Here is a 25,324-nt window from a genome sequence, read left to right as displayed (position 1 = left end):
TCAGCCCTCTAAACAAGGTGCGGACATGGATACCCCACCCTTGCGGGATAGGGCTGAAATATATCGGGCTTGCAGCCCTTGTGCCCCGTGCGGGCAAACGTACCGGGTACACGGTATCCGAACGCAAATAACCGTATTTGTCATTCCGAACATCGTGAGGAATCTCGTGGAGAAAAGGAAAGAGATTCTTCGCTTCGCTCTGAATGACAAATTAATTGTTAATTGTCAATGGTTAAGTATTATGCGTGGTACACGCCGAATCATGTATTTAGAAAATAACCATTGACAATTAACCATTGACAATTAATTTCGTCCTTGGGCCTCGGGCGGTGAGCCGACGGAGCTGCGAGCAGGGCGAAAGAAAATCAGGCTGTCCGAGCCAAGCGAGTCACCTGATTTTCTGACCTGCAAGCCTCGCGAAGGTGTGTGAAGCGCACGAAGCCTTGACTTTTGGGTTACTTTTGGGTCAAGCCAAAAGTGACAGAAAAGAGATTATGTCAGGCTTTCAGCCCTCTAAACAAGGTGCGGACATGGATACCCCACCCTTGCGGGATGGGGCTGAAATATATCGGGCTTGCAGCCCTGCCGGACAATGAGAAAAGATTCTTCGCTCACGCTCTGAATGACAAATTAATTGTTAATTGTCAATGGTTAATTGTTATGCGTGGTACACGCCGAATCATGTATTTAGAAAATAACCATTGACCATTCATTTCGGCGTTCGTCCTTGGGCCTCGGGCGGTGAGCCGACAAGGAAGGTGAGATGAGTCGTAAAGTAGTCTAAAAAAAAGAGGGTTACCCTCATAGGGCAACCCTCCTCATCTTAATATTGAATCAAATGATTATTTCAACATTTACTTCACCATCGCTTTTACAGCCGGTTGTCCTTCAACAACTACTACGACAACACCTTGCGGAGCTGCAACCGTAGCACGGTCGGAAGTCAATACAGTGTTCACAAGCGTCTGGCCCAATACGTTGCTTACAACGACCTTCTTGCCTGCGGCATTCAGGATCGTGACAGCGCCGTTTTCAGCTACGACCTTCACTTCGGTTATCGCCGGAGTAATTTCATTCGCTACCGGATCTTCCTTCGTCTTCTCCACATTGAAGATTTCGGCATCTGCAATTGCTTGCAGCACATCCGAACGAGAGATCACCGGCACACCGTTCTGAATCTTGATCCAGCCGCCATCGCACGGAGCAATCACCGGATACTGACCGCGATCTTGCGTTTCAGACTCGATCAGGAAGTCACCGCCTTCTTTATCGCACGATTTTCTTTCGATCAGACGGAACGAGAACACACAGTCTTTATGGAAATTGTTATTCAATGCAATCTTGCGAATCTTACCGTTCTTCGGAGCGGCAGGAGACGAATCCGATGCAGCATCCAATTTCTTCAGGTCAAGCATCTTCTCACCTTTCAGATTAATTTTCGTATAAAGACCTTTCAGATCGGCATGACCTAAGATATACAAGGCATCATTTGCATGGATTGCATCCGTGAACACCAAGCGGTTCCAAGCCGTACCCCAGAGGTAATCGTTTTCGTTCGGCGTACCTGCATCCGCTTTGGCAGAATCGGTAGCATTGATCAAGTACATCCCTCTACGATACCCCGGCAACGGAATCGTCAAATCGCCGTTATCGTCACAACCCAACGTATCTTCTACGATTGTCGGACGAATCATCAGCATATACTGCGGTTTGATATGGCCCGTACCACGGTTCACATAAGCCGTATCCACATAGATAGCCGTCTTTACATTCGGGTTCGAATTGATACTTACCAAGCCCAAATAGTTCTTTTTCGCTCTGTAATAAGCCTGCTGATCTTTCAGCGCATTCGTATTTTCAAACAGATAGTTCTTTCCTGTCGGAGCACTTCTCGTTGTATAGAACTTCACCGTCTCCGGCGTATCGCCCGGTTTGTCACCTTCCAGTTCCGTATTGAAACGACGGTAGATCGGATCGGCGTCTCTCTTCAAGCGGAATGTCGAAACACGTGTTTGCACATCTCCCCGATAGGTATACTTCAACTTCATTGGAGCCTGTTCCTCTACGGCAGCTACAAACACACCCGGATTGAACTCGCCGGCCTTTTTCAAATTGCCCATGATCAAAGAGGTCAACTGCGCACCCAGATGCTCTTTGAGATATTTCTCAAGTTGAGCACTCGGAGTCAAGCCTCCACCGGTACTTTGAATTGAGAACGTATCGATAATCTGCACTAATGCAAAGTCCTTCACTCCGTCTTCTTCCATATATACATCACGCAGGAAGAACAGCGGCGTCCCGATGACTTCATTATACCGCAATCTCGAGCTCAACGAATACCGATATTGTTCGCCATTGCTCAGTTTCAACGCACCCAGACAATATTTGAACGGATTTTCGTATTTGATACGATAAGCCTGTCTCTTCAACTGTACCAAATCAGCCACCTGATTCTTCTTCCACACACTCGGACTTTCTGCACCGGCTTTCACACCATACCCGTACGGTTTGTAATGACCGGCATCCACGTTTACAGTGTCAATACGGAAATATGCAATATCAAAGCAGTTCGTACCTTGCACATAGATAAGGGAATCCCGGCCCGTACCGTCAAAGATCGACGCCTTCACCGAGAGGTACTTCGTATTGTCAATGCCCGATCTATAGTTGAATGCATACAGATTTACGGTAGCCGTATCTCTGTTGATCCATTGGTAACCCAGGTTCGGATTGTTCTTGTACTGTTTCGGCAGACGGATAAACGTAGGTGCTTTCTTCGCACTCATATTATTCTTCGTCTTTTCGAAATCAATCACCTCGGAGTTTACAATTTGCTTGTTCCAACCCCATGTTTTCGTACGACCCTTAAACGGTGCATGCTGATCTTTCATCAACTGGATATCCATAAAGGCTAAACCGTAATTTCCTGCATACATACCGCCTTTGTTGATCTGACCGAACTCACGGTTGATGATGTTGATCGGAGAAGCTTCGGCATTTTTGAAGCGTTTCTCTACAATCCATTGGAATGAAGGCAACTCTTCGGGATGTACATTCTTATCCAGGAATACCCAGACAGCCGAGTCATGTGCCGAATACAACGGAACGTGCAGATACTGTCCTCTTTCGTTACGGATCAGGTACAGATCCGGGTCAATCGATACCCGATCGGAAGTAGCCATTTTACACGGCTCATAGCAACCGAAGTTGATCTGCGTATTAATTTTACCATTCTCTTTTGTATTATGCAAGGTCACTCTAGTACCCGGCTTACCGTCTACCGTGAGGTTCTGAAGAGACACATACAGTCTGTGATAATAGCTGTAATCAATCGGAGCACCGGCACCCGGAGTAACCGCACCGATTTTTCTTTTCGGATTTACACCCCATTTCAGACGGGCTGTCATACGTTCATCCACAGGAACTTGTAATGCCGGATGAAAAACTCCATTTTGATTATATCTCGGTAAAGTATCCACCATCAATTTCGGGGTCGGATAAGCCGTAAAGGTGTACCATGAACGTACGACACTGTCCGTAGCGAAACGGGTCGAATCGGTAATCGCCTTCGGATCATACGTCGGCAGATACGTTGCACTGAAGGGATTGATATAGATACTGTCGCCCGAAGGATAATATACCATACGCCAAACGAACTGACCGATCATCGGACTGCCATCTGACGGGAAAGTTGCGTTCTGATTGAATTTCAGGAATTGCGAATTTCCGGAATTGTAATAGACCGTATCTACATATAAATATTTTCCGGCATTTTTTAACCGTACATACCCCATTTGTCCCATATGACGGACATCTACGCTAAACCAGGGATTTCCAGCAGTTCCAACTTGCGAGATCGGAGCTACATCCCATGCCCGGTAGTTCGTTTCCCACGGGTTAGTCCAAGCCGAACTGTCAATCAACATCGCAGTCACAGGACTAATACCGTCCAGATATTCTACTTCCCATTTCTGATCCGTAAACGGATTGGGCGTTCCGTTCGGAGAGAATTTCAACGAACGAGCTTCCTGGGATGCCTGTGTACCCAATACGGTTTCAAAGCTCTTTTTATCCAGGGCGAACGGCATCGCTTCTTTCAACGTAAAGAGCAACATACCATTGATCTTACCGGCTTTCACATCAGTAGCCGGAGCAATTTTTACTTGTACATACCCTAACTTGTTGAGAGTATCTCCCACCAAAACAGCCACGGTATCCATCGTTTCATCGAGATAAGAAACCAGCGGACGGCCGCCTTTCACGCCTGTTTTATACGTTTCGGAGAATTCCCATGCAGAGATACTGCCCGGTGTTTGAGCATTCGGATTGGAGGAACTCTTATAGTTCGACTTTCTCCAGCCGTCGACATCCTTCGGCCAGCTTTCATGACCATACACATTGACTTCGAGCATCATTCTCTGAAGCTTGTTTGTGAAATCGAATGTCGGATTCTGTCCCTGATAATACTTTTGAATCGTGACACACCACAGACCGGCTGCACTTTCCAGAGCTATGCTGGCGGTATTTGGATATGCACTCGGAACCCGAGGTCCGGGAGTGGTTCCACTCAAACGTCCCATGACATCAATCCACAAGGCATTTTGTCCGGCACTGTCCGGTCCCATATAAAGGGTCACCCCTCTTCGTATTGTCCCAAAGCTGTCGAGCGGGATAACTCCGGGCCACGGTGTTTTCTTAGGGGTAAAGCCAATCATCTTTTGCCGTTTCGTAACCTTGTCATAGGCCACCATGGAGTCTACCTGAAGGTAATAGTACCCGTCATTGGCTCCTTCCTTAAACTTCAGCGTGGGCTTTGCATTGTCATAAGGCTTAACGCGCAGCTGCTGTTGCTCCAGTGCTATTTGTGCAGTCACTGAAGACACCGCTGCGAAGCCCATAAAAGCACCCGCTAATAGCGTGAAAATTTTCTTGTTCATAATCATTATCATTTTTAATATTAATATTCAATTCGTATGGGTTGGAAAGTTCGGAGTGGCAGGCAAGAGATCGCCTGCCATCCTTCCTTTCCATTTAATGAATACCTTATTATTTTACTACAGCTTTCACTGCATTCTCACCTTCAATCGCTACGACTACCACTCCCTGCGGAGCTGCAATCGTTTGATTATCCGACGTCAAGACTACCTTCGCAATCGTTTGACCCAAGATATTGCTTACCGTCACTTTCTTGCCCGAAGCATTGCGGATCATCACTTCTCCGGCACCGGCTACCACCTTCACATCCGTTACAGACGCTTCGGCATTGGCCAGCGGAGACTTCTTCGTCATCTTTACGTTCCATGTTTCAGCTTCTGCAATCCAGTCGGTATACGCACCGCGGCTAATTACCGGCACACCGTTCTGAATCTTCACCCAGCCGCCGTTCATCGGAGCGATCATACGGCCTTTTGTAACATCGCGCCTCGTCGTTTCAGATTCGATCATAAAGTCTTTGTTCGAGCCACCGCCCACTTCCGTGAAACGGAACGAGAAGACCTCATCCTTATGCTTGTTATTGCCTAAGAAGACAATCTTAACCTTTGAATCATTGCGCAACTTCTTGTAGTTCACATATTCGGTTTCGGTTCCGTCAGCTTCCTTTTTCTTCTGTATAAAGGCTTCGATCGGACGGCCGTTCAGGATATACAACGTATCTCCTGCATGGATCGCCGGTACAAACGACAAGCGCTCCCATTTAGCATCCCAAATATAATCCTTATCCACAATGGTACCGTCCGGATGTCCGGCCAAGCGAGCCGAATCGGTCTGGTTACGCAGATAACGGGCATATACGAACGGACGATTCAATTGATCTTCACCGCAAACCGGGCAGCCCAGATAACCGAATTTCGGATCTACCGCCAAGAGATACTGCGGTTTGATATGTCCCGTACCACGGTTTACATAAGCCGTATCTACGTATATAGCCCAATCAGTATCCAAATGACGTTTGAAGACTTGATCCTTATCCTTATTGGCAATGGCGTCATCTTCATTCTGAACGCCCAAGAAGTTAACACTGCTATGATTCTTTCCCGGAAGTCGCTTTATGTCATAGGAATAGATACTGTGTGCATCTTCATACAAATATTCTCTTTCTTTTCCTACAGCCGTACGATGGAATTTCAACGTATCCGGATTATCGGAACCTATGGCGCTTTCGTCCGTCGTATTGAAACGACGATAAAGCGGTTCCGTCTCACACGAGATGGCAAAGGTCGAAACACGTTGCCCACCGACCGTTTTGGGTTGACTTCTTACGTAGTTGTTCAAGTCATCAACAGAAGCATGAACGACTCCAAACGAATTATTCTTTATGGATCCATGACTGGTATCATGTACTCTTACCGTATCGGTGATAGGCAATCCGGTAATATCCGTATAGTAATGGAAGTTAGAAAGATCGATACGATCGAGCAAGGCGTAATAGTTCTTGCCGTCTACCTGATACGTAAAACGCAGATAGAATTTGGCTTTATTCAGTTTACGAGCATTGGCGATTACCTCTGGCGTATATCCGTAACGACCGTTATCGTCTAACACCAAATAGTATTCATTCCGTTTAAACTTCCAATAGTCGTTGATTTGCAGATGATAGTACCATCTTTCCAACGGTGCGATATAGTCATCCGTACCTTTTTTGGTAAATTTGCTCTTCAGCGGACTGTTGCTTGTCCATCCAATACCATATCGTTCGGTACCATATGCTTCCTTACGCAAGGAGTCGGGTATTACCAACTGGAAGTACGTCTTTTCTCCCTTCAAAACATAGAGAATGGTGTCTTTATTCGAAGCTTTTTCGTCGAAGCCCATATAATGATTTCCGCTCAAACCGCTTAAGTACTGGAATGTATAAGCGAACCAGTTGAGTGAATCGGTTGCTTCGGCAATACCGCCATCTTCCTTACCAAACTAGCTCGGTTTGCGGCTAAAGAAACGATATCCCAAATACGGGTCGTTACGATACGGTCTTGGAACACGAATAAAGCTTTCTTTGTTTACGAAATTTCTGCCCATCACCGGCGAATAATCTTTCTTCTTATTCTTCGGGTCCAAACGCCACCAAACTCCTTTGAAAAGCTCATAATCATTGTATATCTGCACATATTCGATACGGATATCATCAAACTCACGATTTATCAGATGAATCTTCGAGATGCTGGAACCTTCGTTCACCTGTTCAACATACCATTGATACGAAGGAGTCATATTCGCTACTTCATTTTCGTCAAGGCGCAACCATTGCGGAGTAAAGTTACCGGCATACATCGGCACGACCAAATAGCGTCCATCCTTATCTTTAATGGTATACAAGTCACCCTCCACCGTTGTACGGTTTTTATCGTACAATACACAACTGTTGATATTGAAGAATCCACGCACATTGGCCGGTTTGTTTCTTACCGTAACCACGCGTTCGCCGGCCGACAGATCCTGCATACGTACCGTCAGGAAGTTCCAAATCGTTTGATTAAACAAACCATCATATTCACCGTCCAAATAGGTCATATTATCTTCATTATCACCCTCCACCATATGATTCAGTCTGCGTACATTGATAACCAGACTGTCCTCGGAAGGATAGTATACCAAACGCCAGTCGCTATGCTGGGAAGTTGATTTCCCTCCGGTCACAATCTTCGGATAACGATACCCCAGATCATTCACATAGTTTTCTTCAGTATTACCTGCCAAAGCAGTAACATATTTACCGTCCTTATTCTTCAAGTTCAGATACTGCTTATCACCGGTGGTACCGGTCACATCTTCCGCCATCAACGGCTGCTCAAACGGGTTTACCTGTCCGGCAGAAACTTTCTGCGAGAACTCAAGCTGACGGTATTCCTCTTTCGAATATTCATACATCATCGTATTGAAGTCCTTGGCGGTAAGCACTCTCGGACGAGCATTAACCAAGGTGAATTTCAACAAGTCTTTCTTGTAGAAATCGGCATTCACATCGAATTCATCCTTATGAGCTACAACCAAACGAACAGAGTCGGAAGCGCCACAAGTTTTGTTAATGGCGAACGTCATATAATAGTCCGGCTTCACCTCTATGGCAAGATACTGTTCCTGCTCCAGCGGCACGGTATTATAGGTACGGGAGAACTTCCATATGCCAAGATTACCTCCCACTAACGGGAGATCACGCTGAGAATGAACGTCCATACCCGCACACATTTTCTTAAACATACTGCTTTCATACTCAAATTCCAGCCCTGCACCATACTCCTTATTCGTAAAAGCAAAACCGGGCACCTTGCCATAAAGCTCAGGCTTGGTCACATTCACACACCACATTGCAGCGCGCAGTCTGCGATACGAAGAATCGGCCGGTACACTCGCCCCATAAATAAAAGCGGAATCCACCAGGGTAATATAACCAAACTCATCCATTGCCAAGAACTTATCGACCGGTCCGGTAGCGGTTTGCAGCGTTACCTTTAAGTGATAAGCTCCTTTGCCCATTCCCTCCGGAAGATACTTAACCGCATCCCCGTAAAAGGGTCGCGCATCCGCCATAAACGCCGTCATAAACAGCATCAGCGAAGCCGCTAACAAAGTAAATACTTTTTTGTTCATAATCAAATAATTAAATATTAATACTACGTAAATTAATTTATTTTCTTCCTCTTATAAACCGCATCCGCCAAGGCATACCACCCTCCCGGACATACTGTTCAATGCAACAAAAATACATATTTGTTTTATTCCTGCAATCATAAACCTGTTTTTTTTTTCATGCTTGATTTGTTTCTTATCAAAAAGGGGCGTTTTCAGGTACAAAATATAAAGTTCCGGCAACAGCAGCCAGGCCTCTAGCCCGCTTCATCGTCAGAACTCTTTCAATACGAATGTATTCTATTATCCGAGGCATTTTATTGCTTTATCTCCTATGTTTTTTCATCCTGTACCCTTGCAGGCACATCAAAAAAAACTCTATTATATAATATTGTTTTTCTTTAGCTTGAGCCGAAACCCGGACTCGAACCGGGGACCTATTCATTACGAATGAATTGCTCTACCAACTGAGCTATTTCGGCGTAATTCGTTTCCTCTCGCGCCCATGAATCGCTTCCCAACAGAAACATTCGTTATCCGGGCGCAAAGATAATAACTTATTCCACATCCGAAAAGAGTTTCCTGTAAAAATCTTTCAATTCCCGATCCAAACTTTTCAGCAAATCGCCTTCTCCGGGCGTATCTTCCACGGAATAAAGCGCTTCTATTGTACTAAAATCTTCGTTTGTGAGACGAATCACAAACGGTTTCATGAAATTCGAATGTTCAAAAGCCCCTTCGCCGGCTACTTTATTGATCGCCGAACGAATCATGGCTATCTTTTGAGGAGTAAACGCTTCGTCCTTATTCTTGGAATCGGCCCAATCGAAAATCACTTTTTTCCTCAACAGACGCTCTTGCTCATCAAAAATCTGAATCTCGCCGGCCTCGAGGTCCAATTGCACCCCCAAGCTGTTAATCACGCGCAACGCATGATCTTTTGTCAAACGTTCTACGACCGACAAAAACAACGATTCTATCACAGACTGGACCTTCACATTTTGCTTCATCTTCTTCTATCCCTTTATTCCTTTCTATCCGATATGTGCGGACAATTTCAGCTTTCAAAAGAACAAAGATAAGCATTGTTTTGTTTTTCGAAGAAGAATTATCGCAAATTCCGCAATAGAAAAAAGGCTCTATGTTGATTTGAGTGGGTAATGGAAATTCCTTCCTCCGTTTATGTAGTATACCATATCCATAAAGTTATTCACATTTGCGTATCCTCTAGCTCTTCTTTTGGCCAATTGGACTTTAGAGTTAAGGCTTTCCAATACCCCATTTGTGATAGTTCCCTGCTCAAAGAATGTCTTTATGCCGAACAGATGCCCCTTGAACGTTGCCACCAGTTTTCTGAACGGTTCCAATGCAGACTGCTCAGCCATCTCCATCCATTTGAGAAAGTCTTCCCATGCTCCTTGAGATTTGGCAGTGGCGGCATGAAGTATATCAACGAGTCCTTCCTTGAGGCTATAGGCTTTTCCAAGAGATGGGTAGGTGAGCAATATCGTATCAAGCTCTTGCAACCTTCCTTCCGGCAGGTTCTTCCGAAGATGCAGCAGTGTAAACCGATGCCCTTTCAGCAGTTTCTTCTCACCCACTTCTGCCTTGCGCACCTCATCAAGTCTCTTGTTGGTGTCCTGTACTATGTGGAACTTGTCATATACAATATGTGCTTGAGGGAAATACCTCATGCAGCCGGAGGTGAAGGCATTGGACATGTCCATAGCAACCACCTCTATAAGCGAAGGATCTCCATCATGCTCTATGAGCCATTGGGAAAACCTCTTGAACGTATCTGAATCCTTGCCCGGACAGACGAAGATCGTCTCTCTGGTGTCAAGGTCAACAAACTGAGTGATGTACGAATGTCCTTTCCTGCGAGAGGTTTCATCCACGCCTATACGTCTGACTCCGCACAAGTTGAGATTACGCTTGCCTTTGCTTATCCAATGACGGAATATGGTCCATATACGCTTGGGATATTCCTTTACTGTCTTAGCTACAGAGTTGACAGGAGTCTCTTCTTCTATAAGAGCCATCGCAAACGCCTCGAAAAGCATCGTAAAGCCCGAGTTATGCCGTGCCCAGGGAACCTGTACCATCTCTATTGAGGAAACATCGGTCTTCAATCGAGGAACACGAGCATGCAAATAGCATGGATGTTCAAAGAAATTCAGATGACGCCACTGCTTGTCAACCGTGTCGTGAGGGGAAAGTAAGGTTCCCTTAGAAGAGATGAACCGGGAGCCGTACTCAAAGTCAATCCAAATATGAAGCTCGCGGATATTGCTCTCATCAAGCAAACGAAACTCACTCTTAACCACTTTCCAGGGAAAAGACAAATTCAAACCAATAGAGAATAACATGTTCGTATCCATGAATGCAATTATACAACTTTTTTCCGAATGCTGATCTATGGGTTACCCACACGATTCAACACAGACCCAGAAAAAAGTACCCGGCAGAGGGCAGAATTCAATTCATTGTGTCTCTATCATCCGAGGCCGAATCGGTTGTTATGGTGGGCGAACACAGAGGCTCGCCCCTACACGATGTACCGACCGCTGATGGCTGAACGCTGGCAACTGTTTACTGACAGCCCCCCCCCCTCACAAACAAAATCATGATGCCCTGCTTCTTATTTGTTAATCGTGGAACATAAAAAAATGTTCCACAAGGAGGCGAAAAATGACACGAACGAAGCCCCCCCCTAACAGCCAACGCAAAAAAACTCTGTTAAAACTGCTTTCTCAAAGCTTCATCCGAGTGTACCCGATGTTCCAAGACCGAGATATAACAGGCCTGATTCCGCGTAGCTTCGGCCGACGCTCCCAAGTACTTGCGACAAAGCTCATGCGACCGCCCCGCCCACTCCAGCGCTTTTGACAGATCTCCCTTCAACTCCTCGCTCAAAGCAAGATTGGCAGCCAAACGCGCTTGAGCTTTCCCTTCGGGCGTTCGGTCGTAAAGACGCTGCCAGATAGCAGCAGCCTCCTCCCAATGATCTGTCGCAGCATAAGCTGCCGCTTCTTTCCACAGTGATCCCGAAGCCGTATAATACCAGCGAGTATCGGAGCTCCAGTGTGGAACAAAATTCAGATGGGTCTTATCGGCCAAATAGCTCGACACGCCATGCAACACTTCTTCCAGCGGAAGTTCTTCGATCTTCTCCGTTGCGGCCAAGTCCCACTCGAGATTAACCGGTATCGTGTCGGACAGCAGGACGGTTCCCAAAGCACGCTTCCCGTCGGGAATAGTCGCGCGCACCGTGCCGAGCACCTCGACATCGACCGACTCCACCGGCAGATAGTCCCCCTGCCGAAGTACTCCTTTCATCTTAAAGAGCAAACGGTCTAACGAGATCACGGCATCAACTCCCTCCTCTTCACATAATCGCCGCACCGTTTCATCGGTCAGACGCTGCTCCGAAGCAAAAAAGGAATCGGTCCGTAAAGCGCCCTGATAAAGACGTACATCCTCGAAACGCGGAGACTGAGCCATCCGTTCGCCTAACTTTCGGCAAAAATCGAATGTCGTACTGTCGGCTCTTACACCCATCGTATCAGCCGAATTCATCGGCCGTAAGGCTTCATAGCGCACCTTCGGCTGCGCCACGGCATTATTTACGATCAGGATTTTACGCACCTTCTTCGGAAAGACAATCTCGGAAGGGTTGTATGTCTCTATCTCTACATAACGTAACGAGCTGCATGAAGCGAGGAGCAACAGGCAAAGCCCTGTCACCGAGAATAAAAACCGAGACGAACGTCCTTCTCTTGCCGAACCCTTAACGCACATCGGCATCTCTTCCTTTCAACTTCTCAACGTTTTCACGCAGCGTTTTCAGCTTGCTTTCGGCATCGGCCTGCTTTTTGCGCTCATTAGCCACGACTTCAGGCTTCGCATGAGCGACAAACTTTTCGTTACCGAGCTTTTTCATGACTGAAGCCAGAAACCCTTCAAGGTAATCAATCTCCTCCTGCATCTTCTTCACCTCCCCGGCAACGTCGATCGTACTTCCGAGCGGCACGGCATATTCCGTCGTACCGACCAGAAACGATGCCGACGTCTCATCTTTCGGAGCACGCACAATCTGCTCCAGATGACACATCTTCGTAATCACCGTATTGTAAGCATCGTCATAATCGCCCGATACGATTTGGAGCGTCAGAGGCTCCCTGTTCGGGATGTTCCGCTCAAGACGTATCGAACGGACGGCGGCTACGATATTCTTTACGTTCTCGAAATCCGCGACGAGCCGGTCATGTTTATTGCCCACATCGGGCATTTGCGCTACCATGATGCTTTCGCCGGGCCGGCGCTCGACAAGCGCTTGCCACACTTCTTCGGTGATAAACGGCATAAACGGATGAAGCAGCAACGTCAACTGTTCAAAAAACCGGAGTGTGGCTGCGTATGAAGTCGCATCGATCGGCTGACCGTATGCCGGTTTGACCATTTCGAGATACCATGAGGAGAATTCATCGCGGAAAAGTTTGTACACGACCATCAACGCTTCTGAGATGCGATATTTTGAGAAATCGTCGTTCAACTCCTCGATGGCTGCGGCGACACGCGCCTCAAACCACTTGACGGCAATTCCGGCAGATTCGGGCTGCGGAAGATCGGCTACCGTCCAGCCTTTTACGAGACGCAGCGCATTCCATATTTTATTATTGAAGTTACGTCCCTGCTCACAAAGAGATTCATCGAACAGAATATCATTGCCGGCCGGTGCGGAGAGCATCATTCCCATACGCACGCCATCGGCGCCATACTTCTCGATCAATTCGAGGGGATCGGGCGAATTACCCAGCGATTTCGACATCTTCCGGCCGAGCTTATCACGCACGATACCGGTAAAATAGACGTTTTTAAACGGCATCTTCCCCTCGTATTCATAGCCGGCCATAATCATACGCGCCACCCAGAAGAAAATAATATCCGGAGCGGTGACCAAGTCGGACGTCGGATAGTAATACGCCATTTCCTCGTTACCGGGGCGGTTCATCCCGTCGAAGAGAGCGATCGGCCACAGCCATGAAGAGAACCACGTATCGAGGCAATCTTCATCCTGACGCAACGTATACGTTCTTCCCGCGCCACCCAAAGCAGGATGCTGCCCGGCTATCGCGCGTGCTTCGTCTTCGGTCTCGGCTACAATCGTAACCGTAGACGGCGTCTCACCCTGAGGGAGATTCGTCGGGACAGCATAATAGGCCGGTATCCGGTGTCCCCACCACAACTGACGACTGATACACCAGTCTTTGATGTTCTCCATCCAGTGGCGATACGTATTTTTAAACTTCGACGGATGAAAGACGATCTCATCGTTCATCACCGCATCGAGAGCGGGACGCGCCAGCTTTTCCATCTTCAGGAACCACTGCATCGAAAGTTTCGGTTCAATGGCTACCTGTGTACGCTCCGAGAAGCCTACCTTATTTATATAGTCTTCCGTTTTCTCGAGTAATCCGGCCGCCTCAAGGTCTTGCACGATCCGTTTGCGCACTTCAAACCGATCCATACCCACGTAGAGTTGACCTGCCGGAGCAATGGTGCCGTCGTCATGGAATATATCGATCGAAGGAAGGTTATATTTTTCACCGAGCAGATAGTCGTTCACATCGTGAGCGGGCGTCACTTTCAGACAGCCCGTACCAAAGGAGACATCGACATAATCGTCTTCAATCACGGGAATAACGCGGTTGACAAGCGGCACAATCACCTGTTTGCCGTGCAAATGTCTGTTTTTCGGATCATCCGGATGGATGCACATGGCCGTATCGCCCATGATGGTTTCGGGGCGTGTGGTAGCGACCACGGCATACCCTTCTTCACCGACGATCTTATACCTTAAATAATAAAGTTTCCCCTGTTGCTCTTTATAGATCACCTCTTCGTCGCTCAAAGCCGTCAAGGCTGCAGGATCCCAGTTAACCATACGCACGCCACGATATATCAGCCCCTTATTATACAGATCGCAAAAGGTCTTGATCACACTTGCCGAGCGGGTCTCATCCATGGTGAATGCTGTACGCTCCCAATCGCACGAGGCGCCGAGTTTACGGAGCTGCCGCAGGATAATCCCACCGTGCTCTTCCGTCCATTGCCAGGCATGTTTTAAAAACTCCTCCCGCGTGAGGTCCGATTTGCGTATTCCTTTTTCGGCCAGACGCGCTACGACCTTGGCCTCCGTAGCGATGGAAGCATGATCGGTGCCCGGCACCCAACAGGCGTTTTTCCCCGTCATGCGCGCACGACGGATCAGAATATCCTGAATCGTATTGTTGAGCATGTGCCCCATGTGCAATACTCCGGTCACGTTAGGTGGCGGTATCACGATGGTGTACGGTTCGCGCCCATCGGGCTTCGAGGCAAACAGCCTGTTATCTAACCAATATTGATACCACTTGCTTTCGACCGACGAGGGGTCGTATTTCGTTGCTAATTCCATTTGCTCTTGTTATTGATGCTTTATCAACAGTCGGCGCAAAAATAATAAATATAATCGAGAATGTAGTTTTTTTGTATCTTTGCACCCCGAAAAGCAAAGATAAGCACGACTTTGAGAGAGAAAAAACGAACAGTTTCTCCCTTTCCGTGCCACAATCTCTGCCCCGGATTTAAAAAAAGAACAACGAGAAAAGATGCAAAAAAAACTGGTTATCGTAGAGTCTCCTGCAAAAGCAAAAACCATCGAGAAATTTTTGGGTAAAGACTATCGGGTCATGTCGAGTTACGGACACATCCGCGACTTGAAGACGAAAGAGTTCAGTATTGATATTGAGAATGATTACGCACCGCAATACGTCATTCCAGCGGAAAAGAAAAAGCTGGTTGCAGACTTGAAAAAAGCGTCGCAAGAGGCGACGGAGGTGCTGCTCGCGTCTGATGAAGACCGCGAAGGAGAAGCCATTGCCTGGCATTTAGCCGAAGTGCTGGATCTGAACCCCCAAAATACGCAGCGCATCGTTTTTCACGAGATCACGAAGAACGCGATCCTGCATGCGCTGGATACGCCTCGCAGCCTCGATATCCATCTGGTCAATGCTCAGCAGGCACGCCGCGTATTAGACCGGATCGTAGGTTTTGAGGTGTCACCGATTTTATGGCGCAAAGTCAAGCCGGCGCTTTCGGCCGGACGGGTGCAGTCGGTAGCCGTGCGCCTGATCGTAGAGCGTGAACGCGAAGTGAACGACTTCGTGGCCGAAGCCTCGTACCGGGTCATCGCTACTTTCATCCTGCCCGACGGAAAAACGCTCCTGAAAGCGGAACTGAACAGACGCCTGAAAGACAAGGATGAGGTCGACCGGTTTCTGAAAGCATGCCGGGAAGCAAGTTCGGAATTTATCATCGACGATATCAGTAAAAAGCCGCTGAAAAAATCGCCGGCTCCGCCCTTCACGACTTCTACGTTGCAACAGGAAGCGGCGCGCAAGCTCGGCTTCTCCGTTTCGCAGACGATGATGGTTGCTCAACGACTTTACGAATCGGGATTCATCACATATATGCGTACGGACTCGGTGAACCTGAGCAGCCTTGCCCTGAATACGGCCAAGGAAGCGATTTTCCGCGAATACGGGGAAAAGTATCATCAGCTACGCAAGTATCACACGAAGAGCAAAGGCGCACAGGAAGCGCACGAAGCTATTCGTCCGACGTATATGGATCATCCGGCAATCAACGGAAACGCACAGGAGAAAAAACTGTACGACCTGATCTACAAACGTACAATCGCCAGTCAGATGGCCGATGCCGAACTGGAGCGCACGACGATCTCGATCGGTATCGGAAAGATGAAAGATAAATTCCTCGCTACGGGCGAGGTGGTGAAGTTCGACGGTTTTCTGCATGTCTACCGCGAGAGCGCGGACGACGAGGGAGAAGGCGAGCAGGAAAACGGACTGCTCCCGGCCGTGCAGGTGAAAGATGTGCTCGGCGTGCAGGAGATCACCGCTACGGAACGCTTCACGCAGCGTCCGCCGAGATATACGGAAGCCAGTTTGGTGCGCCGCATGGAAGAGCTGGGTATCGGACGTCCGTCTACGTACGCACCGACGATCCAGACGATTCAAAACCGCGAATACGTCGTTCGGGGAGATAAACCGGGCGAAGAACGTTCCTTCCACGCGGTCACCTTGAAGAATGGGACAATCACGGAGGCAGAAAAGAAAGAGATCGTCGGAGCCGATCGCAACAAGTTGCTTCCGACCGACATCGGCACGGTAGTCAACGATTTCCTGATGGAGTACTTTCCGGATATTATGGATTACAACTTCACCGCCAGCGTGGAGAAAGAATTCGATGCCATTGCCGAGGGTGAGCTGGTCTGGACGAAAGCGCTCGATAAATTCTACCGGTTCTTCCATCCGATTGTAGAAAAAACAGCCGCGGTGAAAACAGAACATAAGGTCGGGGAGCGTCAGCTCGGTATCGACCCGAAGAGCGGGGAGCCGGTTTTCGTCAAAATCGGCCGTTACGGTCCGATTGTTCAGATCGGGCTGGCGAATCCGAACGACAAGCAAGCGCCCAAGCCGCGTTTCGCGTCACTGATGAAAGGTCAGTCTATCGAAACGATCTCGCTCGAAGAAGCGCTGGAGCTTTTTAATCTGCCGCGTGTCATCGGTACGTTTGAAGACAAGGAGATGACGGCAGCGATCGGCCGATTCGGGCCGTTCGTGCGTCACGACAACCAATTTGTATCCATCCCCAAGACGCTAAGCCCCTACTCCATCACGGCCGAAGAGGCGATCGCGCTGATTGAGGAAAAACGGAACAAGGAGGCGCAGCGTTACATCAAAAAGTTCGAGGAAGAGCCGGGACTGGAAATTCTGAACGGACGTTACGGGCCGTACATCACATTCGACAAAGCCAACTACCGTATCCCGAAAGGCGTTGAGGCCGCGTCGTTGACGCTCGAAGAGTGTAAAAAAATCATCGCCGAGGCCGACGAAAAACCGGCCAAAAGAAAAGGCGCAAAGAAGAAATAAAAAAAGCTGCTCAACGCAGCTTTTTTTATTTCGTTCCGTTCGGAAGGAAGCCCTCCGCTACATCCGCTCCGGCATCTCGATACCCAGCAGCGACATGGCCAAGCGCACGATCTTGGCCGTTTCGGCCGAGAGCGTCAGACGCAACTGCCTGATCCGTTCATCGCTCTCGCCGAGGATCGTATAGTCGTGATAGAACTGATTGAACTCGCGCACCAGATCATAGACGTAGTTGGCAATGCAGGCCGGGCTATACGTCTCGCCGGCTTCTTTAACCGTCGAGGCGAAGTCGGCCAGCGAACCGATCAATGTCTGCTCTTTCGCATTGACGGGCGTATCGGTCGGCAGCTGTTCGGGGATGACAAGCCCCTGTTCTTCGGCCTTGCGAAGCACCGAGCGGATACGTGCATACGTATATTGAATAAACGAACCGGTGTTTCCGTTGAAGTCGATCGACTCTTTCGGATTAAATGTCATATTCTTACGCGGATCGACTTTCAAGATGAAATACTTGAGCGATCCTAACCCGATGACGCGGATGATATCGTCGGCCTCCGAAGGGCTCAAGCCGTCCAGCTTGCCCAGCTCGTTCGAGATATCGCGCGCCGTGGCAATCATCTCGTCCATCAGATCGTCGGCATCGACGACCGTTCCTTCGCGGCTCTTCATCTTCCCCTCGGGCAGTTCCACCATACCGTACGAGAAATGAATCAACCCTTTGCCGAAAGCGAAGCCCAATTTATCGAGCAGAATCGAGAGCACTTGGAAATGATAATTCTGCTCGTTTCCTACGACGTAAATCATCCGGTCGATCGGATAATCGTCGAAACGAAGTTTGGCCGTGCCGATGTCCTGCGTCATATACACCGATGTGCCGTCGGAGCGCAGCAAGATTTTCTCGTCCAACCCTTCCGGCCGCAGGTCTGCCCATACCGACCCGTCGTCGCGGCGATAAAACAGTCCTTTCTTCAATCCTTCCAGCACCTTCTCGCGCCCTTCGAGATACGTCTCCGATTCATAATAAATCTTATCGAAATCGACTCCGAGCCGCTTATACGTCCAATCAAAGCCATCGTACACCCAACCGTTCATCCGGTTCCACAACTCGCGCACCTCGGCATCGCCGGCTTCCCAGCGGCGGAGCATCTCACGCGCCTCGGCCATCAGCGGCGACCGGGCTTCGGCCTCTTCCTTACTCAGGCCCGATGCCACGAGCTGACCGACTTCCTCACGGTAATGCTTGTCGAACATGACATAAAAATCACCGACCAGATGATCGCCTTTCTTCCCCGACGATTCGGGCGTCACGCCCTCGCCCCATTTCTGCCAGGCCAGCATCGACTTGCAGATGTGGATTCCCCGATCGTTGACGATATTCGTTTTAATCACCCGGTTACCGTTGGCTTTCAGAATTTCCGACAGACTGTATCCCAACAGGTTGTTACGCACATGTCCGAGATGGAGCGGCTTATTCGTGTTGGGCGACGAGTATTCGATCATCACCAGCGGAGCCTTTTCGGCCGGATGCGTAATGCCGTAGGTCTCCTGCCCGTGCATCGCGTTCAGCATCTCGATCCAGTTCGATCCGGCGATTGTCAAGTTCAAAAAGCCTTTAATCACATTGAATGAGGCGACAGATGGCTCATGTTCCAGCAGATATTCACCGATCTCCTGCGCCGTCTGCTCGGGCGATTTTTTGGAGATGCGCAAGAACGGAAACACGACGAGCGTAAGATGTCCTTCAAATTCTTTTTTTGTCTTCTGCAAAACGGCCTGTTCGGGTGCAATCGCCACCCCGTAAAGGGTCTGTATGGCGGAACGTATGGCCGCCGAAAGTTGTTGTTCAATCATTGTGCAACCTAAATTTTAACGGGACAAAGGTAATATTTTTTCGGGAAACCCGCGGCCACTTCCGCCCTTGTAACGGGCTGCTTATGGAGTATGCCTTCCCCCCGCGACGATACGATTCCGTTATTTTTTGCATCATCTCAAACAGCTCTTAAACGGTTGCCGCATCTTGTTTGAGCAATTTAAGTGTTGTGAAAAGGCTCCCGCATTTTGTTTTAACATTTTAAGCGTTGTGAAAAGGCTCGCACAAATTGTTTTAACATTCCAAGCGTTCTAAAAAGGCCGCCACACTTTGTTTTAACATTCCAAGCATTGTGAGGAATCCCGCCTCGAACGCTTCGGCGTTCGTCCATAGGCCTCGGGCGGTGAGCCGACGGAGCAGCGAGCAGGGCGATAGAAAATCAGGCTGTCCGAGCCAAGCGAGTTACCTGATTTTCCGACCTGCGAGCGTCGCGAAGGCGTGCGAAGCGCCCGAAGCCTTGACCTTTTGGTTTCTTTTGGGTCAAGCCAAAAGTGACAGAAAGAGCGCTCTGAATGACAGGGGAAGGAGAATTACGAACGCCTTCTTTGTCATTCCGAACACAGTGAGGAATCTCGCGGGGTAACGGAAAGAGATTCTTCGCTTCGCTCTGAATGACAAATTAATGGTTAATTGTCAATGGTTAATTGTTATGTGTGGTACACGGTTTCCGAGCGCAGAGGAACATCCCCCTTCGCTTCGCTCTTCCCCCCCTTTGAAGGGGGGCTGGGGGAATGTTCATATCAACGCCATGACGGGCGAACCTTGTGTTCGCCCGCCGGAACAACATTTGCGTTGATTCGCGTTCATTTGCGCCATTTGCGAAATTTGCGTTCGGATAAACACCTCAACACCCATAGTCTGCAATTCATTTAAAAAAAAGCCACCTCGCGCAAGGCGAGATGGCTTTTTACCATACACGGTTTACTCCTTTGCGAGTATACGATCAATCCTTGAACTTGGCCGAGAGGTACTCGCGATTCATACGAGCGATATTCGTCACCGAAATTTGTTTCGGACATTCCACCTCGCATGCTCTGGTGTTCGTACAGTTTCCGAACCCAAGCTCATCCATCTTGGCCACCATGGCTTTGGCACGGCGGGCTGCCTCTACCTTACCCTGCGGGAGCAAGGCCAGCTGACTTACCTTGGCCGACACGAACAGCATGGCCGACCCGTTCTTGCAGGCGGCCGCACAAGCGCCGCAACCGATACAGGCGGCCGCATCCATAGCCAGATCGGCATCTTTCTTCGGAATCGGAATAGCATTGGCATCGGGTACTCCACCGGTGTTGACGGACACGAACCCTCCGGCCTGCATGATCTTGTCGTATGCCTGACGGTCGACCGTCAGGTCACGGATCACGGGAAAACCGGCCGAGCGCCACGGTTCGACGGTAATCGTCTCGCCGTCGTTGAACTTGCGCATGTGCAACTGGCACGTGGTAATAGCCGAATCCGGGCCGTGCGGATGGCCGTTGATGTATAACGAGCACATGCCGCAGATGCCTTCGCGGCAGTCATGATCGAAGAAGACCGGTTCTTTGCCTTCGTTGACCAACTGTTCGTTGAGCACATCCAGCATTTCGAGGAACGAACTGCCCTGGGAGATTCCTTTAAGCGGATATGTTTCAAAAGCGCCTTTTTCTTTCGGACCTCGCTGGCGCCATACTTTTACAGTTATATCGATATTTTTATCCATTGTCTTGTTCTTTTAAGCTGTGTGAAACTCCTTAATTCTTATAGTTCCGCTGCTGGCGAACGACAAACTCGTAATCGAGCGGTTCTTTCAGCATCACCGGATCTTTGTCTTCGCCCTGATATTCCCAGCACGATACATACGAGAATTCTTCGTCGTGGCGCATCGCTTCACCTTCCGACGTCTGGTGCTCTTCGCGGAAATGTCCGCCGCACGATTCGGCACGGTCATACGAGTCGTGCGCCATCAGTTCGCCGATCTCGATAAAGTCGGCCAGACGCAACGCTTTTTCAAGCTCTACGTTCAGGTCGTCGCCCTTGCCGGGAATACGTACATTGCTCCAGAATTCTTTTTTCAGTTTCTTCAACATCTCGATGGCTTCTTTCAGCCCTTCGGCATTACGCGCCATCCCGACGTGATCCCACATGATGTGTCCCAGCTCTTTATGCAGACTGTCGACCGAACGCTTTCCTTTGATGTTCATCAACCGGTTGATCCGATCCTGAATCTGCTTCTCGGCTTCCGCAAACTCCGGCGCGTCGGTCTTGAAACGGGGCACCTGAATCTGGTCAGCCAGATAATTCTGAATCGTATACGGCAGCACGAAATAACCGTCGGCCAATCCTTGCATCAGGGCCGATGCTCCCAGACGGTTCGCTCCGTGGTCGGAGAAGTTGGCTTCGCCGATGGCAAACAGACCGGGGATGTTGGTCATCAATTCGTAGTCTACCCACAGTCCGCCCATCGAATAGTGGAGCGCCGGATAAATCATCATCGGGGTTTCGTACGGATTATCGTCTACAATTTTTTCATACATTTGGAAGAGGTTTCCGTAGCGTGCTTCTACCACATCGCGTCCCAGACGGTTGATGGCATCGGCAAAGTCGAGGTAAACGGCCTGACCGGCTCCTACGCCGAACCCGGCGTCGCAACGTTCTTTGGCAGCACGCGAAGCCACGTCGCGCGGCACGAGGTTACCGAACGCCGGATAACGACGTTCCAGATAATAATCGCGGTCTTCTTCCTTGATCTGTGTGGGTCTCAGTTTGCCGGCACGAATCGCTTCGGCATCTTCTTTCTTCTTGGGCACCCAGATACGTCCGTCATTACGCAACGACTCCGACATCAGCGTCAGTTTCGACTGAAATTCGCCGTGCACCGGAATACACGTCGGGTGAATCTGTACCATACACGGGTTGGCAAAGTACGCACCCTTCTTGTAGCACTGCCATGCCGCCGATCCGTTCGAGGCCATCGCGTTCGTCGACAGGAAGAATGTGTTCACATATCCGCCTGTGGCTACGACTACGGCGTGAGCCGCAAAACGTTCGATCTTACCGGTCACTAAATTGCGTGCCAGAATACCGCGGGCGCGTCCGTCGATCTTTACGACATCGAGCATCTCATGACGCGTGTACATCTTTACTTTACCCAGCCCGATCTGACGGCTCAGCGCCGAATATGCGCCCAGCAGCAACTGCTGTCCCGTCTGTCCGCGGGCATAGAACGTGCGCGATACCTGTGCCCCGCCGAACGAACGGTTGTCGAGCAATCCGCCGTATTCGCGGGCAAAAGGTACGCCCTGCGCCACGCACTGGTCGATAATGGCATTCGATACTTCGGCCAAACGGTACACGTTGGCTTCACGGGCACGATAGTCGCCCCCTTTAATCGTGTCATAGAACAGACGGTATACCGAATCGCCGTCGTTCTGATAATTCTTGGCCGCATTGATCCCTCCCTGCGCAGCAATAGAGTGTGCACGACGCGGCGAATCTTGAATACAGAAGTTAAATACGTTAAACCCCATCTCGGCCAGCGAGGCGGCAGCCGAGGCGCCGGCCAGACCGGTACCTACGACAATAATATCCAAACGACGTTTGTTGGCCGGGTTTACCAACTTCTGGTGTGCTTTATAATTGGTCCACTTCTCGGCTAACGGCCCCTGTGGTATTTTTGAATTTATTTGACTCATAACGATTGCTTTTAAAAGAAATTACATCTTGTTTGTTCCCATTAGCCGCACAGGCTTTTCACATAAAAGAAGAGCGTAACAAAAGCATATCCCAAAAAGATAAGCGTAGCCACCACATTGCTGATCACTTTCAGACGGTTCATCCACACGTGATTGTTCCAGCCGATGGTATGGATCGCACTCCACACACCGTGTGTGAGGTGAAACCACAACGCCACATACCAAATCAAATAGGCTATCACCACCCACAACTGGCTAAAATAATACTGAATAAAGTCGGCCCCGTCCTGCGGAGATACAACACGGCTACCCAGCTCTACTTCGTGATGTCCCAGTAATTCCGCAAACATCATCTTGTACCAAAACTGGCTAAAATGAAGAATCATAAAGCCAATGACCACCACACCGATCACGAACATATTCTGCGAGGCCCAGCTCACCCCTTGGGGACGCGTATTGACCGCATAACGGTCGTTCCCGCGCGCCTTCCGGTTTTGCAGCGTCAGCATCACCGCATACACAAAGTGAATGGTAATAATCACTCCCAAGCCGATGGTCGCCACTACCGCATACCAGTTTGCCCCCAGCAATCCACAAATCATGTTGTAGGCGTCAGTCGAGAAGACTGCCGTCACATTCATCGACAGGTGGAACAGTAAAAACAGAACCAGGAAAATTCCGGATATACTCATCACCAGTTTTTTCCCGATAGAAGATTTTAGTAACCACATAAGCAAATTATTTTTAAATGTTTATTTATTCGGTTTAACGTTTCTTTTAATGTCGCAAAAGTACGATATAGAAAGTGGATAAACAAATATATTGCAGAAATTTTTCCGTAATCACTACAGGATATCTCTAAACACTAATAAAAAGTGATTTACACCCATTCATCCACTTACAAATCCTCTATCTATAGAGGCATAAGTAAGGACACTCTTTACCATTGGCAAAAATTCCGTATCTTTGCTCTATGAATATGAAACCGACGCTGTATTTCACTCCGCTCTCGTTTCCGATTTACGTGATGGCCAAACCGGCAGGTGCACTCTGCAATATGGACTGCGAATATTGTTATTATCTCGAAAAAAGCGGACTGTATCAGGAACGCAAGCAGAAGAGAATGTCCGACGAGACCCTCGAACGATTTACCCAAGCGTATATTGAATGCCAGACAAGTCCGTTCGTACAGTTCACATGGCACGGAGGCGAGTCGCTGTTACGAGGCCTCGACTTCTACCGCAAAGCGCTGAAATTCCAGCGGCAATACGGACAGGGACGGGAGATACAAAATTGCATCCAGACGAACGGGCTGCTGCTTAACGACGAATGGTGCCGTTTCTTCAAAGACAACGATTTTCTGGTCGGCATCTCCATCGATGGGCCGGAAGCCATGCACGACCGCTATCGTAAGGATTGTGGAGGACGGGGTACGTTTACCCGGGTCATGCGGGGCATCGAGCGGTTGCATCACCACGAGGTCGAGTTTAATACGCTTTCGGTACTGCACGACTATAACGTGCGTTTCCCGCTTGAGATGTATCACTTCTTCAAAGACATCGGCAGCCGATACATGCAATTCTCTCCCATTGTCGAACGCCTCGGTACGCGTGCGGACGGGCTGGAACTGCTGACGGCGACCGACCATCCGAAAGACTGTGAGCCGGCCCCCTGGTCGGTCGATCCGATCGCTTACGGCGATTTCTACATTGCAGTGTTCGACGAATGGGTACGCCACGATGTGGGACAATATTATATACAACTTTTCGACGCCACGCTCGCAGGTGTCCTCGGCCAACCGCCTGGCGTCTGTATCTATGCGAAGACCTGCGGACATGCGCTGGCCATGGAATATAACGGCGACGTCTATGCCTGCGACCATTTCGTCTATCCCGAATACCGACGGGGCAACCTGTATGAGAAAACACTTGTGGAGATGACCCTCTCGGACGAACAGCGCCGCTTCGGGAATGACAAACGGGACGGTCTACCGGCAGAATGTTGCTCCTGCCGCTTCTTGAGATTGTGCAATGGCGAATGCCCGAAGAACAGAATCGCCGTGTCGGACGATGGCGAGTACGGCTTGAATTACCTCTGTGCCGGATTAAAGCGCTATTTCGCACACGTCGAGCCGGCTATGGCCTTCATGGCCGAAGAATTGCGTAACGGTCGGCCGCCGGCCAATATCATGCACGAAATAAGACGATAAAAATAACGCTGTTCCA

At 49.2% G+C, this 25,324-nt stretch carries 11 protein-coding genes, 1 tRNA gene and 1 pseudogene; 2 read left to right on the top strand and 11 right to left on the bottom strand.

Features of this window, described 5'->3' with window-relative positions:
* Positions 1-854 precede the first annotated feature (854 nt).
* The 7 genes and pseudogenes from tfsB to BFO_RS07180 all read right to left on the bottom strand — a co-directional run bounded on the left by tfsB (position 855) and on the right by BFO_RS07180 (position 15,025).
* Positions 855-4,937 carry an S-layer glycoprotein subunit TfsB gene (gene tfsB, locus BFO_RS07215; protein ID WP_155642566.1) on the bottom strand — a complete coding sequence of 1,361 codons (4,083 nt, stop codon included), beginning with the start codon at positions 4,935-4,937 and terminating at the stop codon, positions 855-857.
* Positions 4,938-5,046: 109 nt separating this feature from the next.
* Positions 5,047-8,586 (bottom strand): annotated as a pseudogene (gene tfsA / locus BFO_RS15610) (S-layer glycoprotein subunit TfsA).
* A 388-nt stretch (positions 8,587-8,974) separates the two neighbouring features.
* Positions 8,975-9,047, bottom strand: a tRNA-Thr gene (locus BFO_RS07200).
* A 75-nt stretch (positions 9,048-9,122) separates the two neighbouring features.
* Positions 9,123-9,575, bottom strand: coding sequence for a hypothetical protein (locus BFO_RS07195; protein WP_041590755.1), 453 nt, complete (start codon positions 9,573-9,575; stop codon positions 9,123-9,125).
* 129 nt (positions 9,576-9,704) lie between these two features.
* The gene (locus tag BFO_RS07190; protein ID WP_014224993.1) at positions 9,705-10,946 is read right to left on the bottom strand and encodes an ISL3 family transposase; all 1,242 of its coding nucleotides are present in this window, start codon (positions 10,944-10,946) and stop codon (positions 9,705-9,707) included.
* Positions 10,947-11,304: 358 nt separating this feature from the next.
* On the bottom strand, positions 11,305-12,366 hold the full coding sequence (locus tag BFO_RS07185; RefSeq protein ID WP_014224992.1) for a DUF6340 family protein: 1,062 nt from the start codon (positions 12,364-12,366) through the stop codon (positions 11,305-11,307).
* On the bottom strand, positions 12,356-15,025 hold the full coding sequence (locus BFO_RS07180) for a valine--tRNA ligase (protein ID WP_014224991.1): 2,670 nt from the start codon (positions 15,023-15,025) through the stop codon (positions 12,356-12,358). The genes BFO_RS07185 and BFO_RS07180 overlap by 11 nt, the downstream gene beginning before the upstream one ends.
* A 193-nt stretch (positions 15,026-15,218) precedes the next feature.
* Here BFO_RS07180 and topA point away from each other — a divergent pair, with 193 nt between their 5' ends.
* Positions 15,219-17,561: a type I DNA topoisomerase gene (topA, locus tag BFO_RS07175; RefSeq protein ID WP_014224989.1), complete on the top strand. Its 2,343-nt coding sequence runs from the start codon at positions 15,219-15,221 to the stop codon at positions 17,559-17,561.
* 57 nt (positions 17,562-17,618) lie between these two features.
* Here topA and argS read toward each other — a convergent pair whose 3' ends face one another.
* The 4 genes from argS to BFO_RS07150 all read right to left on the bottom strand — a co-directional run bounded on the left by argS (position 17,619) and on the right by BFO_RS07150 (position 23,830).
* Entirely contained in the window at positions 17,619-19,409 is a 1,791-nt protein-coding gene (gene argS / locus BFO_RS07170) for an arginine--tRNA ligase (RefSeq protein WP_014224988.1), read from the bottom strand.
* A 962-nt stretch (positions 19,410-20,371) separates the two neighbouring features.
* A complete protein-coding gene (locus BFO_RS07160; RefSeq protein WP_014224986.1) occupies positions 20,372-21,127 on the bottom strand; it encodes a succinate dehydrogenase/fumarate reductase iron-sulfur subunit in 756 nt (251 codons plus the stop codon).
* Positions 21,128-21,158: 31 nt separating this feature from the next.
* A complete protein-coding gene (locus BFO_RS07155) occupies positions 21,159-23,099 on the bottom strand; it encodes a fumarate reductase/succinate dehydrogenase flavoprotein subunit (RefSeq protein ID WP_014224985.1) in 1,941 nt (646 codons plus the stop codon).
* Between the two features lie 41 nt (positions 23,100-23,140).
* Positions 23,141-23,830, bottom strand: coding sequence for a succinate dehydrogenase cytochrome b subunit (locus BFO_RS07150; RefSeq protein ID WP_014224984.1), 690 nt, complete (start codon positions 23,828-23,830; stop codon positions 23,141-23,143).
* Between the two features lie 242 nt (positions 23,831-24,072).
* Here BFO_RS07150 and BFO_RS07145 point away from each other — a divergent pair, with 242 nt between their 5' ends.
* Complete coding sequence (locus tag BFO_RS07145) at positions 24,073-25,308, top strand: anaerobic sulfatase-maturation protein (protein ID WP_014224983.1); 1,236 nt, start codon at positions 24,073-24,075, stop codon at positions 25,306-25,308.
* The last annotated feature ends 16 nt before the right edge of the window (positions 25,309-25,324 follow it).

Source organism: Tannerella forsythia 92A2, from assembly GCF_000238215.1.
In the GTDB taxonomy this organism is placed as follows: Bacteria; Bacteroidota; Bacteroidia; order Bacteroidales; family Tannerellaceae; genus Tannerella; species Tannerella forsythia.
The sequence above is the reverse complement of the archived record's forward strand: the minus strand, read 5'-3'. Positions and strand labels throughout refer to the sequence as shown.